Origin of the sequence: Brachybacterium sp. GU-2, assembly GCF_030866705.2 — a bacterium.
Taxonomy (GTDB): domain Bacteria; phylum Actinomycetota; class Actinomycetes; order Actinomycetales; family Dermabacteraceae; genus Brachybacterium; species Brachybacterium conglomeratum.
The window spans coordinates 2,410,304-2,428,664 of the sequence record NZ_CP133037.2 but is presented as its reverse complement, the minus strand read 5'-3'; the positions used below and the strand labels follow the sequence as shown (position 1 = coordinate 2,428,664).

Annotated in this window: 15 protein-coding genes; 1 reads left to right on the top strand and 14 read right to left on the bottom strand. The window is 72.6% G+C overall.

The window, feature by feature from the left end; genetic code table 11:
• Positions 1-118: 118 nt before the first annotated feature.
• The 14 genes from RBL05_RS11070 to RBL05_RS11005 all read right to left on the bottom strand — a co-directional run bounded on the left by RBL05_RS11070 (position 119) and on the right by RBL05_RS11005 (position 17,209).
• Positions 119-616, bottom strand: a complete 498-nt coding sequence (locus RBL05_RS11070; protein ID WP_308739438.1) for a hypothetical protein — start codon at positions 614-616, stop codon at positions 119-121.
• A 285-nt stretch (positions 617-901) separates the two neighbouring features.
• Entirely contained in the window at positions 902-3,100 is a 2,199-nt protein-coding gene (locus RBL05_RS11065) for a S9 family peptidase (protein ID WP_308739439.1), read from the bottom strand.
• Between the two features lie 207 nt (positions 3,101-3,307).
• Positions 3,308-3,655 (bottom strand): GntR family transcriptional regulator, encoded by a 348-nt coding sequence (locus RBL05_RS11060; RefSeq protein ID WP_308739440.1) that lies wholly within the window; start codon positions 3,653-3,655, stop codon positions 3,308-3,310.
• Positions 3,652-4,572: a hypothetical protein gene (locus RBL05_RS11055; RefSeq protein ID WP_308739441.1), complete on the bottom strand. Its 921-nt coding sequence runs from the start codon at positions 4,570-4,572 to the stop codon at positions 3,652-3,654. Before RBL05_RS11055 ends, RBL05_RS11060 begins: the two co-directional genes overlap by 4 nt.
• Positions 4,573-4,675: 103 nt before the next feature.
• Positions 4,676-5,071, bottom strand: coding sequence for a cation:proton antiporter (locus RBL05_RS11050; RefSeq protein ID WP_308739442.1), 396 nt, complete (start codon positions 5,069-5,071; stop codon positions 4,676-4,678).
• Positions 5,068-5,328 carry a monovalent cation/H+ antiporter complex subunit F gene (locus RBL05_RS11045; protein WP_062947068.1) on the bottom strand — a complete coding sequence of 87 codons (261 nt, stop codon included), beginning with the start codon at positions 5,326-5,328 and terminating at the stop codon, positions 5,068-5,070. The genes RBL05_RS11050 and RBL05_RS11045 overlap by 4 nt, the downstream gene beginning before the upstream one ends.
• On the bottom strand, positions 5,325-5,879 hold the full coding sequence (locus RBL05_RS11040; RefSeq protein ID WP_308739443.1) for a Na+/H+ antiporter subunit E: 555 nt from the start codon (positions 5,877-5,879) through the stop codon (positions 5,325-5,327). The genes RBL05_RS11045 and RBL05_RS11040 overlap by 4 nt, the downstream gene beginning before the upstream one ends.
• Positions 5,879-7,417 (bottom strand): proton-conducting transporter membrane subunit, encoded by a 1,539-nt coding sequence (locus tag RBL05_RS11035; RefSeq protein ID WP_308739444.1) that lies wholly within the window; start codon positions 7,415-7,417, stop codon positions 5,879-5,881. Before RBL05_RS11035 ends, RBL05_RS11040 begins: the two co-directional genes overlap by 1 nt.
• A complete protein-coding gene (locus RBL05_RS11030) occupies positions 7,417-7,746 on the bottom strand; it encodes a sodium:proton antiporter (protein WP_308739445.1) in 330 nt (109 codons plus the stop codon). Before RBL05_RS11030 ends, RBL05_RS11035 begins: the two co-directional genes overlap by 1 nt.
• A complete protein-coding gene (locus tag RBL05_RS11025) occupies positions 7,743-10,805 on the bottom strand; it encodes a DUF4040 family protein (RefSeq protein WP_308739446.1) in 3,063 nt (1,020 codons plus the stop codon). The genes RBL05_RS11030 and RBL05_RS11025 overlap by 4 nt, the downstream gene beginning before the upstream one ends.
• A gap of 457 nt (positions 10,806-11,262) precedes the next feature.
• Positions 11,263-13,314 carry a PhoX family protein gene (locus RBL05_RS11020; protein ID WP_308739447.1) on the bottom strand — a complete coding sequence of 684 codons (2,052 nt, stop codon included), beginning with the start codon at positions 13,312-13,314 and terminating at the stop codon, positions 11,263-11,265.
• A gap of 260 nt (positions 13,315-13,574) precedes the next feature.
• On the bottom strand, positions 13,575-13,988 hold the full coding sequence (locus RBL05_RS11015; protein ID WP_263311198.1) for a universal stress protein: 414 nt from the start codon (positions 13,986-13,988) through the stop codon (positions 13,575-13,577).
• 61 nt (positions 13,989-14,049) lie between these two features.
• Entirely contained in the window at positions 14,050-15,513 is a 1,464-nt protein-coding gene (locus RBL05_RS11010; protein WP_308741179.1) for an APC family permease, read from the bottom strand.
• A gap of 127 nt (positions 15,514-15,640) precedes the next feature.
• On the bottom strand, positions 15,641-17,209 hold the full coding sequence (locus RBL05_RS11005) for an LssY C-terminal domain-containing protein (RefSeq protein WP_308739448.1): 1,569 nt from the start codon (positions 17,207-17,209) through the stop codon (positions 15,641-15,643).
• 132 nt (positions 17,210-17,341) lie between these two features.
• Between RBL05_RS11005 and RBL05_RS11000 the strand changes: the two genes are divergently transcribed.
• The gene (locus RBL05_RS11000; RefSeq protein WP_308739449.1) at positions 17,342-18,196 is read left to right on the top strand and encodes an aldo/keto reductase; all 855 of its coding nucleotides are present in this window, start codon (positions 17,342-17,344) and stop codon (positions 18,194-18,196) included.
• Positions 18,197-18,361: the final 165 nt, after the last annotated feature.

The window sequence follows — 18,361 nt, the reverse complement described above, 5'->3', positions numbered from 1 at the left end:
CCGCTCCCCCTGGTCGGGAGCCTCGCGCACCGCCCACCAACCTATCCCCGGCCCCTTCCTATGGCAACCGTCACAGGACGGGCTGGGGCGGCCGCGGGCATGGGGGCGGTGGGGCAGGTCAGCGACCGCCGACGCGGCCGCTGCCCCGTCGAGCCGCCCGCACCTCGCGCAGGCCGAGCACCAGCAGGACGATCGAGGCCGCCCTCAGCCCCGCCACCACCAGCGCCCCGAGGATGCCGAGCAGCCGGGCGACGAGCACGAGACCGTCGGGGAGCGTGTCCAGATCGCCGGAGACGTCGATGCCGAAGAGCAGACCGAGCAGGACCGGGGCGATGGCGAGCACCCCGCCGGTCCAGAGCCGGCTGCCGCGACGGGCGCGCACGATCACGACGATCGACAGCACCAACGCCGCGACCCAGAGCGCCAGGTTCCCGAGCAGCAGGAGCACCATGACGGCCACCACCGCGGACCGACCGCCGGGTTCGGTCAGCAGCCCGGTCCACGTCACGAGAGGCAGTCCCGCCCCGAACAGCTCCAGGAGCAGGCCGACGAGGCCGCTGAGCACCATCACGACCATCACCGCGATCAGGGCGTACGCCGTGCGGACCGGTGGCACGGAGGGTGCGGGCGGGACGGGTGAGCGCGGCGGCCACGACCCGCCGTCGGCCGGAGGCACGGGAGCGGGACCGCCCGGGTTCTGCCCGCCCGCTCCCGGCCCGTAGGCCCGGTGCCCTTGGGCTCCCGGACCGACCGGTCCCGGCCAGCCCGATCCCGGCCCGTGGGCACCCGGGTCCCCGACTCCCGGCCAGGGAGCTCCCGACCCGTATGCCCCGGGGCCTTCGCCGTTCGTGCTCGGATCCATCGTCATCTCCCCCGCCCCCGGCTCCCGGTCACCGCACCCTCAGCTCCTCTCCAGCGCGAGCACCGGCACGCAGGCGGGGCTGAAGCCGAGCACCTGCCCGTAGAAGGACAGCGACGCCTCGGTCGCCGTCACGATCGTCTCCGCTTTGCGGAATCCGTGCTGCTCCCCCTCGAACAGGAGGTAGGCGTGCGGGATGCCCTTGGCGGCGAGCGCGTCGCGGAACGCCTCGGACTGGCTGGGCGGGACGATCCGGTCCTCGTCGCCCTGCAGCAGCAGCACCGGCACCTCGAGCTCGTCGACGTGGTTGAGCGGGGCGCGCTCGACGTACAGATCGCGCCGCTCGGGATAGGGGCCGACGAGCCCGTCGATGTAGCGGGACTCGAAGTCGTGCGTGTCCAGGCGGAACTGCTCGAGCTCGGCGACGCCGAAGCTGGAGACCCCGGCCGCGAAGGCGTCCGTGCGGGTCAGGCACGCCAGCGTGGTCCAGCCGCCGGCGCTGCCTCCCTCGATCGCGAGCCGCTTGCCGTCGGCGATCCCCTCGGCGACCAGGTGCTCCATCACCGCGACGGTGTCCTGCACGTCGACCACGCCCCACTGGCCCTTGAGCCGGTCGCGGTAGGCGCGGCCGTAGCCGCTGGAGCCTCCGTAGTTCACGACCACCACGCCGAGCCCGCGGGAGGTGTAGTAGGCGACCGGCAGCGAGAGCACCGGCGGGACGTGCGCGGTGGGACCGCCGTGGACCTGCGCGATGAACGGCGGCAGCTCGCCCTCGCGCCCGGCGAGGCCCTCCTGGCGGGGGCGGTGCACGATCGCGTGGACCACTCCGCCGTCCGCCAGCGGCACCTCGATGCTCTCCGCCTCCGGCAGGAGGCCGGGGTCCGGGGCGTCGTCGCGGGAGGAGCGCAGCAGGGTGAGCGGGGAGAGGGACGGCGCGGCCGACGGGGTCCGTCCGGCCGACGGCGCGCCACCGGTCGAGGCGGCCGCGGGCGCGGCGTCGGACGGGTCGGCCGACAGATCGGCCTGCGCGCTCCCTTCCTCGAGCCGCAGCTCGGCGAGATGTATCGCGCCGAACGCCGTCGGGGAGGCGCCGGCGAGCACGAGCAGCCCGTCCTCGCGGCGCTGCATGCCGCCGACCTCGGTGAGCGGGCAGTCCAGCGGGGCGAGCTCGCCGGTGCTGATCCGCAGCACGGACAGCGAGGTCGCGGCGCGGCCGTGCTGGACGAGGGCCCGGTCGGCGTCGAGCACCTGGTACCAGGTGGTGCCCAGCGCCCACATCGGCCCGGCGAACTCCTCCTCGCGCGCGAGGACCTGACGGGCGCCGTCGGCCGACGACCAGGTCCAGGGGTTCCACCAGCCGGTGACGTCGGAGAGGAACAGGAGGCGCTCGTCGTCGAGCCATTCGGGCTGGAGCACCGAGACGTCGGTGCCGCCGGCGATGATCTCGCCCTCCCCGGCGCTGCCGCCGAGCAGCGGAGCGACGTGAAGCTCGGTGCCGTCCCACGGCATCTGCGGGTGCTCCCAGCTGATCCACGCCAGGCGCGTGCCGTCGGGGCTGAGGCGCGGGTGGGCGACGAAGCGGGAGGCGGGGGTGATGCGGCGCAGGGCGGCAGGATCCTCTGCGGCGGAGCCGTCCAGCGGCACGGCGACGATGCTGCGCTCGATGTGCGGGGCGCCGTCGGCGTCGGTGCGCGGACCCTCCTCGCCGCCTGTGTGGTCCTCGCACACCCACCACACCTCGGTCGTGCCGTCCGCGAGGGTGACGACGGTGGGGTCCGCCCAGCGCAGCGAGGGTCCGTGCGCGGACTCGACCGCGGGGCCGACGGGGGTGAGCGGGCGGGGCTGCTGCCCCTCGCGCAGCGCGTAGGCGCGCTGGTCGGCGAAGTTCACGAAGACGACCAGCGGCCCCTGCCCGTCCGGCCCCGGCGCGGGGACGACGCTCCAGCTCGATCCGCCGTACTCGTGCACGCGCGAGCGGGCGTTGAAGGGGGCGGGCAGGACGGTGACGCGGTCGGCCGCGCCGTTCGCAGCGGGTGGTCCCTCGGCACCCTCGGCCGGCGGGAGCGCGACGGGACCCGCGGTGCGGACGATCGCCTGGCGGCCGCCCTCGGTCGCGATCCCCTCGCTCCACCACACCTCCCGGCCGACGAGGCGCGGCGAGCCCAGGCGGGTGCCGCCGGTCGCGAGGAGGTCGGCGGTCAGGGGCGAGGGCCAGGAGCCGTACGGGAGAGTCGTCACCATGCGTCCAGCCTATGCAGGCGAACGGTCCCGGGAGGTCGAGTCGTGCGTCCGGATCCAGCGGCCGGATCATGGACTCGTTCCTCCCGCGGAGAGCAGACAGGGTCGGGCGCGACGGTCATGGGCCCATCCTCCGCCGGTCGATTCTCTGCACGTCGCCGGAGCGGGCCCTGTCCTGCCGAGGCGGCAGGACACGGCTCCGCGTCTCCCTCACCACGTACCGCGCAGCACCCGCAGCGCGTCCTCGAGCGAGAGGCCCTCGTCGCGCGCGGCGGTCGCCAGATGGCGCGCCGCCTGCGCGACGGCCGAGGAGACCGGGGCCGCCTCGTCGCTGACCCGAGTGCCCGAGCCCACCCGGGTCACCAGGAGGCCGTCCGCCTCCAGCGAGCGGTAGGCCTTCGCCACGGTTCCAGGGGCGACGGCGAGGTCGGCGGCGAGCTGCCGGACCGAGGGCAGGCGCTCGCCCCGGCCCAGCCGACCCATGGTGATCAGGCCGCTGATCTGATCGTGGATCTGCCGGGCGGGGCTCCCGTCCTCGTGGCTCAGGGCGAGGATCACGACGGGACCGCGCTGCGTCGCGAGCGGGAGAGGGACCGCGCGGGCACGGCGGTCAGGGCCGTGAACACCCACAGCGCACAGCCCGCGCAGGCGGCCACCGCCCCAAGCACGTCGAGCGCGCCCGAGAGGGCGGCGAACGGCGTGCTGATCGAGAACTGCCCACGATCCCCGCCGGAGAAGGTGCCGGAGAGCCGCGAGGTGTTCGCCAGCGAGGTCAGGATCGTGCCGAGGTGCAGCAGCAGCGCCCCGAGCGCGACCCGCGCCACGTTCGCGCTGCGACGCCGACGCTTCGCCGTGTCGGCGGGCTCCGCCTCGGCCAGCGGCGGGCGCGCGATCCTGGACAGGGCCCACCAGGTGGCCGCACCCAGCGGCATCAGCAGCACCAGCGGGAGGGCGGAGTGGTGCCATCCGTAGATGCCCGTGCCGAGCGTGCCCGAGCCGACGTCGACCACGTAACGGGTGTACTCGCCGTCCTCGTCCGGCCGGGAGGCAGTGCCTGCGGGGAGCGTGAGCACGATAACGAGCACGAGGGTGAGGAGGACAGCGGAGAGCCAGCGGACCTCGAGGAAGGAGCGCCAGGTGCGGGGCGCGAGCGTCGCCCAAGCAATCGGCGCGCGGTGCGGGCGGACGGCGCCCAGCGCGATCATGACGGCCAGCCCGAGCACCAGCGGCAGCGCGTAGCGGGCCCGGAAGACGGCCGACCAGACCTCCCGGGGCGCCTCGACCCATAGCGGCATCGCCCCGAGCCCGGAGTAGGCCGCCAGGAGCACCACGGCCCCTCCGGCTGCCGCCGCCGTGACGGCAAGACCTGCCTCCAGCGCTGGGAGCCCGCGACGGCGCACCGCCCATGCGAGCGCACCGAGCACGATCCCGGCCGGGTGTCGCCAGAGCAGCATCCACAACATCGTCCAGGTCATGCCAAACCTCCGCGGTGCACCAGTGCAGTGTCACACACCGTATCAGCCGCTTGATACACCTGGGGTGTCGCGCGCGCCGCTGCCGTCCCTGCGGACTGCTCGCTCAGCGCTCCTCGCTGTGCGGCTCCTGCTCCCCCTCGCCCGGCGCCCGGGCGAGGTCCTGCGGGGCCGTGCGCGGATCCACCGGCGAGCCGGAGAGGTAGGCGGCTCGCGCCAGCACGTTCGAGGCGATCGAAGAGACGATGATCAGTGCCAGCACGGTGAGCAGCGTCTTCACCAGCACGACGGGGTCCAGCCCGCTGGTGCGGGTGTGCTGCAGGAAGGCGCCGGTCACGATCATCGGCAGGCCCAGGCCGGTGGCCGGGGAGAGCACGTTGATGCGGCTGAACGAGTCGCGGGCGTGGAACATCGACAGCGCGGCGGTGAGCATCCAGAACGCGCCGCCGATCAGCAGCACGCCGATCAGCACGGTGAGGGCGAGGTCGAGCACGGGGTTCATCGGCGCCCCTTCGTGAGGATGCGGGCCAGGGCCACGGTGGCGAGGATCCCCAGCACGGAGGCGATCAGCGCGGCGTCCACCGCCGCGGCGGAGGAGTTCACCAGGCCGATCAGCACGATCACCCCGATGCCGGAGAAGAACACCAGATCCCCCACGACGGCGCGGCTGGCCGGGTCCGGTGCTGTCGCCACCCGGAACAGGCCCACCAGGATCGCGGCGCCCAGCAGCACCACGGTGGTCCACAGGATGATGGTCATCGCTCGTCCTCCTCCTGCTCGCGGGGCTGCTCGTGCGAGGACCCGCCCGCTCCGGCGTGCCCGCCCGGCACGGAGTGCGCACCGGCTTCGGAGCGCCCGCCGGGACCCGTCCGATGGCCCGCGGCGCGGATCCGACGCACGGCGCGCCCGTCCGCGAAGCGCTCGTCGGCCGCACTGCGCGACCGGCGCGGGAGCAGCGCCGCCTCGGCCCCGCCCGGCCCGCGGGAGGCGCGCAGCAGGCGCTGCTCCATCTCGCGCAGGTCCTCGACCACCTGCTCGCGCGACTGGGCGAACAGCACATGCACGAACAGGCTCGGGCCCTCCTCGAGGGTGCCGTGGGCGGTACCCACCACCAGCGTGCCCGGGGTGATCGTGATCGAGGAGGCCATCGCGATGATCTCCAGGTCCGTGGCGGCACGCAGCGGGTACTCCACGATCGCGGGCGAGCTGCGGGTGCGCGGGCTGTACACCCCGCCGGCCACCGCGAAGGAGCCCTTCACGATCTCGCCGATGATCCACAGCACGTAGGTGAACGTGTACCAGGCGCGCATCAGCCGATCACCGCCTCGACGTAGGCCTCGACATCCAGCAGGTCCGTGGCGGCCGCGTCGATGCTGGGCAGCACGGCGCCGATCCCCGCGAACAGCGCCAGCGACAGCGCGATCATGGCCGCGCCCGGGGCCAGCAGCCGCCGCGGCACCCGCACCTCGTCCGGCAGCGGCTGCTCCTCGCCGCGACCCGTGGTCGGATCGTCCGGCCGGTAGGTGGTCATGTCCTCACCCCAGGCCAGGCGGCGCCACACCCGCTGCAGGCCCAGCATCGAGCCCGCGGAGGCGAGCACCACCGCGCACAGCGCCGCCCAGCCCAGCACGGCGTCCCCGCCGGTGATCTGCTGGGAGGGGGCCTGCAGCAGGCCCACCTTGCCCCACAGGCCGGAGGTGGGCGGCAGGCCCACCAGGCTGAACATGCCCAGCGCCATCACCGCCATCACCCACGGCTCGCGCCGGGCCAGGCCGCTGAGGCGGTCCAGGCGGCCCGAGCCGTAGGTGTGCTCGAGCGCGCCGGTGGTGAGCAGCAAGGAGGACATCGAGATCACGTGGTGGACCAGGTAGAGGATGCCCGCGGTCACCGAGAGCTGGGTGAGCAGCACCAGGCCCAGCAGGATGTGGCCCACGCCGGTGACCATCTGATGGCCCATCGCGGTGCGCACCCGGGTGGCGGCGGCGGTGGAGAACGCGCCCACCAGGATCGTGGCCAGCACCAGCACCGCGAACACGGTGAGGAACGGGAGCTCGTCGCCGAAGGCGACCGCGACGATGCGGTAGATCGCGTACAGCGCCACCTTGGTGTGCAGGGCGGAGAACAGCGCCATGATCCCGGCCGACGTCGCGGGGTAGGCGCGCGGCAGCCAGGAGTGCACCGGCACCATGCCGCCCTTGACGGCCAGGGCCAGCAGCACCACGGCCAGGGCCGCGGCGGTGACCCGGTTCTCGCCGCCGGCACCGGCCAGCGCGGCGAGGTTCACGGTGCCGGCGGTGCCGTACACGAACCCCACGCCGATCAGCAGCACCGTCGAGGTGAGCAGGTTGACCAGCACGAACAGTCGGCCGATACCGAGGCGACGCCAGGTGCCCGTCAGCGCGATCAGCGCGTAGGAGGGCATCAGCATCACCTCCACCCACACGAACAGGTTGAACAGGTCGCCGGTGAGCAGCGCGCCGTTCACGCCGGCGCTCAGCAGCAGCACCAGCGGCGGCACGAAACGGTACCGCGCCTCCCCCGTGAGCACGAGGAACACGCTGGCGGCGAGCGTGGACAGCGCCGTCACCAGCAGCATCACGGCGCTGAGGGTGTCGGAGACGAAGGGGATCGCCAGCACGTCGGAGAAGCCGCCGACGGCGTGGGAGAGCACCGGCACGGTGCGGTGGAAGGCCAGCAGCCACAGCGCGCCGAGCGCCACCAGCAGCGGGGCGCCCAGCATCACCGCGACCTCCACGGGGCGGCGGCGCACCACCACCAGCGCGGCGGCGCCCAGCAGGGGCACCACCACGAACAGCGGCAGCAGGGCGGGGTTCACGGCGGGGATCATCAGTCGTGGGTCTCCCCGGTGTCGGGATAGGCGGTCATGTCGTCGTCCCGGCCGATCACCGCGAGGGTGAGCATGAAGATCGTGACCGCCATCGTGATCACGATCGCGGTGAGCACGAACGCCTGGGGCAGCGGATCGGCCATGTCGGCGCGGGAGGAGAGGTCGGTGAGCGGCTCGGCCCGCCAGCCGGGCACGCCGGTGGCCAGCAGGGCGAAGTTCGCGGCGTGGCTGAGCAGGGTCATCCCGAACACGGCGCGCACCATGCTGCGCTGCAGCAGCAGGTACACACCGCCGGTGACGAGCACGGCCACGGTCAGGGCGAGGATCATCGGCGTCCGGCCTCCCTCGGCTTCGTTCCGGCGGTCAGGTGCGCGGTGCCCACCCCGACCCGTCGGCGGCGCGCGGGCTCGCCGCGGGTGGTGTCCAGCGGGCCGGGCAGCTCGCCCTCCACCGCCTCGTCCGTGCGCTCACGGGTGCCCTCGCCGGACTTCTCGCCCGTGGTGGCGCCGGCCCCCAGCAGGTTCACGGCCACCATCACCAGGCCCAGCACCGCCAGGTACACGCCCAGGTCGAAGATCATCGAGGTGGAGACGTGCTGGCCCAGCAGGTAGCCGTGCAGCGGCTCGAGGAAGCCCTCGTGGAGGAAGCCCAGCACCCCGGAGCCGAGCGCCACCAGCACGCCCCCGCCGATCAGCAGCAGCGGCAGGCGCGGCGGGCCGATCTGGCGGTCCCGCGAGGTGGACAGGTACAGCAGCGCCACGATCGCGGAGCCCACCAGGGCGGCGATGAAGCCGCCGCCGGGGGCGTTGTGGCCGCGCAGGAACAGCATCAGCGACAGCAGCGCGAGGATCGGGCCCACCACGCGCACCATCAGCTGCAGCGCGGCGGCGTTGCCCCAGGCCGAGGAGATGGCACGGTGCGCGGAGGTGCCCTCCTCGCGCAGCTGGGGCGTGTCGACATCTTCGTCAGCACGGGCCGGGTCGATGAACATGTGACGCACGCTGGAGAGCACGGCCACGATCGCCACGCCCGCCATGCCCAGCACGGAGAGCTCGCCGAGCGTGTCCAGCGCACGGAACTCCACCAGGATCACATTGACGATGTTGTGGCCGCCGGTGATCTCCTCGGCGTGGTCGATGTAGTACTCGGCGACTTCGCTGCGGCCGCGCCGGCCCATGAACAGGAACACGCCGGCGCCGGCGCCGAGGCCCACCGCGATCGCGACCAGCAGCGCGCCTGCCCGGCGGGAGCGGCGCGGGGCGCCGTCCCGCTCCGGGGCCTCGAAGCGCTGCGGCAGCCGCTGCAGCACCAGCATGATCACGATGATCGTCAGCGACTCCACCAGCAGCTGGGTGAGGGCGACGTCCGGGGCGCCCAACGCCAGGATCTGCGCGGTGGCGAGGATGCCGACGGCGGAGAGCGCCACTGCCGCACCCAGCCGGTCCCGCCGCGTGCACACCACGATCACGGCGACGGTGACCAGCACCAGCAGGATCACGTCGATGCCGCGGTTCATGCCCTGCTGCAGCGGGGCGAGGTCCCCCCACAGCACAGCGAGGGAGCCCAGCATCACCGCGGCGAAGGCCAGCAGGATCGCGCCCAGGTGGCGCATCGGGTCGTCGGAGGCGATGGGGCGCACCAGCCACGCGGCGACGCGCTCGGCAAGGCGGTCCACCGTCGTGAGCACGCGGGCGCCGTCCACGGGGAAGGGTCGCGCCTCCAGGGCGGGCAGCACCCGCTCCCGCGCCAGCGCGATCAGGGTGCCCAGCGCGATGATGGCGGCGGTGAGGCCCAGCTCCGGGGTGATCCCGTGCCAGAAGGCCAGGTGGGGGTGGAACTCGCCGCCGAGGGCGGCGTCCATCGCGCGGCCGACGGGGGTGTCCAGCACCCCCACCACCAGCGCGAGCGGCAGGCCCACCAGGATCGGCAGCGCGGCCGGGCCCAGGAACAGCAGGCCGGGGGCGTGGGCGTCCTCGGCGCGCACAAGCGCGCCGGTGGCGTCGTGCGCGTCGGGGGCCGAGGGCGCCCGCTCCCCGTCCACGCGAGCCAGGAGCTCCTCGTCGCGGCCGTCCACGAAGGCGCCCAGCACGATCTTCGCGCAGTAGGCGAAGGTCAGCACGCTGGCGCCGGCGATGCCGAGCGCCACCGCCCAGGGAGCCCAGGCAGGGCCGCCGGTCTCGAGCGCGCCGGTGAGCAGCGACTCCTTGGAGACGAAGCCGAGCATCGGCGGCAGGCCCGCCATCGACATGCAGCCCAGCACGGTCACCGCGAAGGAGCCGGGCATCGTGCGCCACAGCGCCGGCATGCGACGCAGCTCGCGGGTGTGCACGGCGTGGTCCACCACGCCCACCATCATGAACAGCCCGGACTTGAACAGGGCGTGCGCGATGGTGTGGAGCACGGCGGCGAGGATCGCGTACTCGGTGCCCACGCCGATGAGGGCGACGATGAGCCCCAGCTGGCTCACCGTCGAATAGGCCATCAGCTTCTTCAGATCGCCCTGTTGCAGGGCCAGGACGCCGCCGACGAAGGCGGTGACGATCCCCGCCACGATCAGCAGCACGTTCCAGGCGGGGACGTCGTGGAAGGCGGGGCTGAAGCGCAGCAGCAGGAAGATGCCGGCCTTCACCACGGCGGCCGCGTGCAGGTAGGCGGAGACCGGCGTGATCGCGGCCATCGCATCCGGCAGCCACACGTGGAACGGGAACTGGGCGGACTTCGTGCACGCCGCGAGCGCGACCAGGAGGGCGACCAGCGTGGTGAACGCCGGGTCCTGCTGCCAGATCTCATCGGCCAGGACCTCGCTGAGGGAGGTGGTGCCCAGGCGCAGCACCATCAGCGTGACGGCGCTGAGCAGGGCCAGGCCACCCAGGAAGGTGATCAGCAGGGTGCGCATCGAGGCGGCCTGCCCAGCCGCGCCGGAGCGGGCGATCAGCAGGAACGACGCGATCGAGGTGAGCTCCCAGGCGATGAACAGCAGCACCAGGTCGTCGGCGAGCACCAGGGTCACCATCGACAGGGTGAACAGCGCCATCACCAGGGAGAAGCTGAGATTGCGGCCCACTGGGAGGTATCGCGCCGAGTAGGCGAGCACCACCGCGCCGATCACCAGCGCGATCATCGAGAAGACGATGCCGATCCCGTCGGCCCGCAGCGCGAGCTCCACGCCCCACTGCGGCGCCCACGGGACGGCGAAGGTGGTGGCCGGGCCACCGGCCCCGCCCGCCATCACGGCGGCGGCGGCGGGCAGCAGCGCCGCGGCGGCGGCCAGGTAGAGGGCGGCGAGAACCCAGCAGGCCGTGCGGCCCATCAGCCGGTCCAGCACCGGGGTGACGGCGACGGTCGCGGCGAGGAGCAGCAGGGTCCACAGCACTGACACCGTCAGCACCCCGGACGTGCGTGGGCGGCGGCGTCACGGCGGGTCATGGCGGGGAGTCTAGCGAAGCGGACTGAGGGCTCCAACGCGCCGCCACCTCTCCGGCCGGGCGGGCTCTCGCGCGCGCGTGCGAGAGAAACTCGTCTCCGCCCCGGCCGCGCGCCGCGGGCGAGGACGGAATCCGGTGAGCAGGCTCACAGCGAGGCCGCGGGGCAGGGCGGCCGACGGGCCGCGCGCGGGGCTGTCGGGCCGGGCGCGGGCCGTCGGATCCGGTGCGGCCCCGCCGGCCGCCGTTCCCGAGCGCACGCGGGCACCACGAGGGCCCCGCACGACGCGAGGGTTCTCGCGGGGCGCGCGGGGCCGTTCAGGCGTGGTGCGGGGCCGACGTCGCAGCGACGCCGACCCCGCACCGGCGGAGCACCGGATCAGCGGCAGATCAGTGCGAGTTCAGGGCCAGATCAGCACGGGGTCAGCCGCGCTGGGGCAGCACCTGCACGACCGTGGGCTTCGGGCCCTGGCCGTCGTAGTCCGGGAAGTAGGAGCGCTGGGCGCCGAACTCGCCGTCCTCGCCCGGGTGCTGGACGGAGACGAACGCCGAGCGGTCCTCGTCGCGGATGATCGGGCCGCAGGTCTCGCCGTCGATCGGGACGGAGAGGAACTGCTCGACGCGGCCGCGGGCCTCGCCCTCCAGGGTGACGCGGAACAGGCCGTCGTTGTAGCCGATGCCGGAGGGGGCGCCGTCGGTGGAGATCCAGAGGTTGCCCACCGAGTCGAAGGCGAGGTTGTCCGGGCAGGAGATCGGGGAGACCTTCTCGACCGGGAAGCCGGAGAAGTAGGTCTGATCGCCCTGCGCGGGGTCGCCGGCCACCAGCAGCAGGTTCCATGCGAAGGCGGTGGAGGTCTGGTCGCCCTGCTCGTCGATCTCGACGACGTGGCCGTCGCGGTTCTGGGTGCGGGGGTTGGCCTCGTCGGCCGCGGCCTTGCCGTCGGTGCCGCGATCGGAGTTGTTGGTGCAGGCCACGTACACGCGGCGGCTGTGCAGCGAGGGCTCGACGTCCTCGCAGCGGTCCATCTTGGTGGGGCCGACGGCGTCCGCCGCGAGGCGGGTGTGCACGAGGACCTCCTCGATCGTGAAGCCGGGGACCTTGGACTCGCCGTCGACCACGAGCGGCAGCCACTCGCCGGAGCCGTCGAAGGCGCCGTCGGCGGGGACCTCGCCGGAGCCGTCGATCTCGGCGGCGGGCGAGTTGCCGGTGAACCTCGCGACGTAGAGGTCGCCGTTCTCCAGCAGGGTCAGGTTGTGCTCGCGATCGCCCTCGACGTAGCGGTCTCGGGAGACGAACTTGTACAGGTAGTCGAAGCGCTCGTCGTCGCCGGAGTAGGCGACCGCGTGGCCGTCCTCGGCGATGATGATGTTCGCGCCCTCGTGCTTGAAGCGGCCCAGCGAGGTGTGCTTGCGCGGGGTGGAGGTGGGGTCGAAGGGGTCGACCTCGACGATGTAGCCGAAGCGGTTGATCTCGTTCTCGTAGCCCTCGTTGCGGGCGTCGTAGCGGTCGTGGGCGTTCTCCCAGCCGCGGGCGGTGGCCGCGTCGCGCAGGCCGTACCGCTTCTCCGCGTCGGAGGTGCCGGCGGAGCGGAAGTAGCCGTGGAAGTTCTCCTCGCCGGAGACGAGGGTGCCCCACGGGGTGAGCCCGCCGGCGCAGTTGCCGAGGGTGCCCAGGACCGTGCGTCCCTCGGGGTCCTCGACGGTCCTGACCAGGTCGGAGCCGGCGGCGGGGCCGGTCAGCGCGAACTCGTCGTCCAGCAGGATGCGACGGTTGAGCTCCGCGCCCTGCACGTGCCGGTAGGGGAAGTTCTTGTTCTTGCGCTCGAGCTCCACGACGGTGAGGCCGTGGGCGGCGCGGCCGATCTCGATCGCCTCCTCGGCGTCGGTGTCGGCCGGCAGCATGATGTTCTCGTTGGTGTACTCGTGGTTCACGAACATCACCGCGCGCTTGCCGGCGCTGCCCGGGATCTCCTGGATCTCGGTGTAGTCGTTGTTGTAGCCGAACTGTCGCTTCTGCGCCTCGGCGCTCTGGGCGTTCCAGTCGAACTCGGGCGCGTCGTCGAACAGCGGGTCGCCCCAGCGGATGATCGGGTACCAGGCGAAGCCCCGGGGCACGGTGAACTCGTCGACGGCCGCGTCGACAGGCTCGATCGGCGTGAAGGTGAGCTTGGTGCCGTTCGGGGGGCGGTGACCACCGCGTCCGTTGCCGTTGCCCTGCCCCTTGCCCTTCCCGCTGCCGGGATCAGCGAGGGCGCCCTGGGTGCCGGCGAGGCCGATCGCGAGCGCAGCGGTGGAGCCGCCGATCACGGCGCGACGGGACAGCGCGCTGGAGGCGATGTCGCGGAAGGTGGGGTTGTCCGAGTGGTTGCAGTCTCCGAAGGCGCACTGGCTGGCGCACTTGAGCTGGCAGGTCACGGCGGAGCGCTTGCCGCGCACCGCGTCCTTCATGAGCAGGGGCAGGTCGATCAGAGCCATGGCTGACATCCTTCGCTGGTGTACTCGTCTCCCCGCGCATCACGATGCGCAGGACCAGATGACGGTGCGTCACGAAGGTGAGTCGCTCCCGGCATGCGGGGAACGGGCAGATGAACACCGGGCGAAGGAAGGCCCCCGAGCCCGGAGGAATCGGAAGGACGCGGCGTAGCTGCCCCGGACGCCCGACGGCGCCGCCGCGCAGGGCACCGCCGCCGTCTCCCGGCGAGGAGCAGGGCCGACGGGCCCCGCTCAGGGTCTCCTCAGAACCTCGTCGGCGCGACGAAGCCCTCGGGCTTGACCATCACCACCGGCACGGGCGCCTCGATCGCGACCCGCTGCGAGGTCGAGCCCAGCAGGATCTTCCCGATCGGGGTGCGCTTGCGGATGCCGAGGATCACGAGATCGACGTCGTCGTGCTCGACCGCGTCGAGGATGTCGTCGGCCGGATCGTCGCGCTTGGGGACCGTGCGCAGCTCGAAGGCGAGGCCGGTCTCCTCCAGACGCTCCTGGAGGGGGCGATGGTCCGTGACGCCGCGCGCCTTGCGCGGGTCGGGGGCGCGCTCCGAGGCGAGCACGAGCAGCGAGGCGCCGCGGAGCTCGGCCTCCTCGACCGCGAAGGCGAACGCGGCCTCGCTGGTGGCGCTGGGGACGTAGGCCAGCAGGATCTTCGACATGGGTTCTCCCTCGGGGTGCGGGTCTCAGGGAACGGGGCGGGACGGCAGGCCGACGGCGGGGTCAGTCCTTGCCGAGGTCGTCGGGGTGGCGGAAGCGGGTGCGGCGTGCCCGCACAGCGCTGTTGTAGAACCAGGTGATCACGTACAGCACGAGCCCGACCACGAGCAGACCGCCGCCGATCACGTAGTTCTCCCGCGGCTGCGCGATCGGCGAGACCAGCGCGAAGGACGTGATCGCACCGATGATCGGCAGCACCGTCGGGGTGCGGAAGTGGCGCACGTCCACCTTGTCCTTGCGCAGCACCAGCACCGAGATGTTCACCAGGCCGAAGACCGTCAGCAGCAGCAGGGCGGTGGTGCCGCCGAGCGCCGAGATGGTCTCGTCGGCGAGCACGTAGCGCACCGAGAGCACCAGCGCGAAGGCCAGCACGGTGGAGAAGACGATGCCGGCCCACGGGGTGCGCTGCTTCTGCAGCACGCCGCGCAGGAAGCCCGGCAGCACTCCCTGCTTCGCCATGCCGTAGAGCAGACGGGAGGCCATCATCATGTTGATCAGCACCGTGTTCGCGACCGCGAAGATCGAGATGAACGCGAAGATCGTGTCGATCGGGATCGCCGGGGCGCCCTCCTTGACCACCTCGAGCAGCGGGGTGGTCGACTCGGTGAGCTGGCCGATCGGGACCACCGCGACGGCGAGGATCGAGATCAGCACGTAGATCACGCCCGTGACCGACAGGCCCGCGATGAGGGCACGGGGGAAGTTCTTGACCGGGTCGACGGTCTCCTCGGCCATGTTCACCGAGTCCTCGAAACCGACCATCGAGAAGAACGCGAGCGCGGTCGCGCCGATCACGGCCATGAAGATGCTCTTGTCGTCCTGGGTCTCGAAGAGGACCACGCGCGAGAGGTCCGCATCGCCGCTGCCGACGGCGAAGAAGCCGACGACGATCACGAGCGCCAGACCGGTCAGCTCGATGCAGGTCAGGACCACGTTGGCCTTGACCGACTCGGAGACTCCGCGCAGGTTGATCAGGGCCACCAGGGCCAGGAACAGCAGCGCGATGGTGGTGGCGACGGCTCCGGCGGAGTCGCCCAGCGGCTCCTCCAGCGAGAAGGCCTTCAGCACGTTCTCCGAGAGGAAGATCGCGCTGGTGGAGGCCGAGGTGATGCCGGAGGAGAGCACCGCGAAGGTGACCATGAAGGTCAGGAAGTGGATGCCGAAGGCCTTGTGGACGTAGAGCGCGGCGCCCGCGGCCTGCGGGTACTTCGTGACCATCTCGACGTAGGACAGGGCCGACACCATCGCGACGCCGAAGGCGATGATGATCGGCAGCCAGCCGGCGCCGCCGACCTCGCCGGCGACCTTGCCGGTCAGCGAGTAGACGCCGGTGCCGAGGATGTCGCCGACGATGAACAGCAGCAGGAGCTTGGGCGTGATCGCCTTCTTGAGCTCGGGCTGATCGGAGCCGTGATCGGTGCCGGGGTCGCCGGCGTTCGCCGGGGCGGTCTCGTGGGACTCGCTCATGGGGATTCCTCCCGGGAAGACTGGGATAGAGACCGCCGACGGCAGCAGGGCGAGCACGAGGTCGGTGCACGCCGGTGCGGGGATCACCGGACGGCGGTGCACGCACTCTACTCTCCGGTGACCGCCCTCACAGCGCGGGCGCGGCCTCGCGCTCCTCCTCCGGGTCCTCGTCGGCCCGACGCTCGCGGGGGTCCAGGCGCAGGGTCTGGACCCACTGGCGGGAGGCATCGGAGCTGATCGCCATCACGCCGAGCGCGGAGGCGCCGGCGCCCACCAGCAGCGAGTGGGCGACGTCCCCAGTCATCGAGGTCGCCACGGCCAGGCGGGCGAAGGCGTCGGCCGTGAAGAGCGCCATCAGCGCGATGCGGGCCCAGCGGCTGCGGCGCAGCACCCCGATCTGGAGCAGCAGCAGCGCGGCCGCGAACGCGGTGGCGCCCCAGATCGTGCCCTGCTCGGGCAGGATCAGCGACGCGTCGGGGAAGCGCTCGGTGAGGTCGACACCGGAGCCGAGCGTGAACCACTGGATCGCCACGATCGCCGCCTGCAGCAGCGCGAGGAAGCCGGTGAAGATCACCGAGGGCGGCGGGAGGTGGTGGTCCGCGGCGCGGGCGAGCACCTCGTGGAAGTCCCCGACCGTGCCGTGCCACTGCGCGGTCAGCTCGTCGGCCACCTCGGTGCGGCGCCCGCCGAAGCGGGTCGCGCTCAGAGCCGTCTGCGTCGCTGCGCGGGCGCGGGACTTCATCACCGAGCTGCCGGTGGGGCGGTGTCGCGGCAGCATGATCGCGCTCGCCCCGTCGGAGCGGGAGGCCGCGCCGGTCACGTCGATCACCGGCAGGTCGCCGTCGGTGCGGAACCGGTCGCCCTGCCCGTTGCGGTCGTGGTACGAGGTGGAGAACTCCTCGATGACCTCGACCTCCACCTCCGGATCCGCGAAGCGGACCGTGTCCACGAGGTAGTCCCGCTCCACGTCGATGTTCTCGTCGATGCGGTGGGTGATCTGCAGGGTGAAGAAGGAGAAGCCGACGGCGCGGTCGTAGGTGCCCGCCGCGAGCCAGTCCGAGCGGTACCCGCCCGGCAGCACGAAGTCGGGCGGCATCCGCCAGAAGCGCACGTGATGGCGCTTGGTGGTGGTGCCGCCCACCTCCTGCTGATAGGTGAAGTCGTGGCGGCGCCCCATCAGGTACAGGTCCGAGACGGGGGCCGACGGGTAGGAGCGTCGCAGCAGCGTCGAGCGCACCATCGACCAGGCCGAGGAGAGGGTCCGCTCCTCCGCGAGCACCCAGCCGGCCCGCCGCATCGCCACGTGGAGGTCCCACTCGGGGCCGTCCAGGGCGATGTTGATCGGGTCCGAGAGCACGCCCTCGGTGGTGCGGGTGCGGCCGAAGAAGTAGTCCGGCAGGTAGATCCAGGTCATCAGCTGGTGCAGTCGCGGCAGCGTGATGTAGGTCAGCAGGATCCAGAAGCCCAGCAGGTACAGGAGCCGCACCGGCGTCAGCGAGAAGCCCTCGACCAGGTACAGCAGCGCGAGCCAGATCGCGACGACCACGCCCGCGGCGATGAAGAGGTTGTCCAGCAGTGCGTAGAGCTCGAACCGTCGGCCGCGCGGGGTGTGCCCGCGGGAGTGGTCGTAGCCCGGCGGCTCCGCGGGCACCGGACGGCCCAGCGGCACCAGTCGGGCGGACCGCGCCGGGGTCACCTCCGGCGTCCCGTGCTCGGCGACGTCATGCCGCCATCGTAGAGGGACGGGCTGGGAGGGCCGCGGGCCGGTCCGCCTCCGTCGGCCGCCCGCCGTAGGCTGGAGCGAGTCCGTCCCGAGGAGAGGAACTCCATGTCCACCACGCAGAACGCAGAGCAGCCCGCCGTCCCGACGCTCGAGATCCGCGGCGCCGCCCCGATCCCCCAGCTCGGCTACGGCGTGTTCAAGGTCGACCCGGACATCGCGGCCGACGTCACCGCCCAGGCCCTCGCCGCCGGCTACCGCCACATCGACACTGCGAAGATCTACGGCAACGAGGAGGGCGTGGGCTGGGCGATCGCCGAGTCCGGGATTCCGCGCGAGGAGCTGTTCGTGACCACGAAACTGTGGGACGACGCCCACGCCTTCGACGACGCGATCGCCGCCTGCGAGGCCTCCCTCGAACGGCTCGGCCTGGACTACGTGGACCTCTACCTCATCCACTGGGCGGTGCCCTCGCAGGGGCAGTACGTCGAGGCGTGGAAGGCGCTGCTCGCCCTGCAGGAGCGCGGCCTGGTCCGCGCGATCGGCGTCTCGAACTTCCCGAAGGAGCAGCTCGCGGAGATCATCGAGGCGACCGGCGTAGCCCCGGCGATCCACCAGATCGAGCTGCACCCCTACTTCCAGCAGCGTGAGCTGCGCGGGATCCACGAGGAGAAGGGGATCCTCACGGAGTCGTGGGGGCCGCTGGGCCAGGGCAAGTCGGACCTGCTCGAGAACCCGGCGGTCACCGCGATCGCCGAGGCGCACGGGGCCTCCCCCGCCCAGGTGGTGCTCGCCTGGCATCTCGCGCACGGCATCGTGACGATCCCGAAGTCCGTCACGCCCTCGCGGATCGTGGAGAACCTCGCCGCGGTGGAGCTTCAGCTCACGGCCGACGAGGTCGCCGCGATCGACGCGCTGGACCGCAAGGACGGCCGCGGCGGGACGGACCCCGCCACCAAGTGACCCGCTGAGGGCAGGCGAGCCGCCGGCCGAGTAAAGCAGCTGGACCGCCGCTGCGCCCCGGTGACGGTCCACATGCAGTACTCGGCACCGGATCCCGCGCGCAGACGGTGCGGCCCCCTCCCCGCACACAGCCGGGCCGGGGCCCCGGGGGCAACGGGGCTCGGC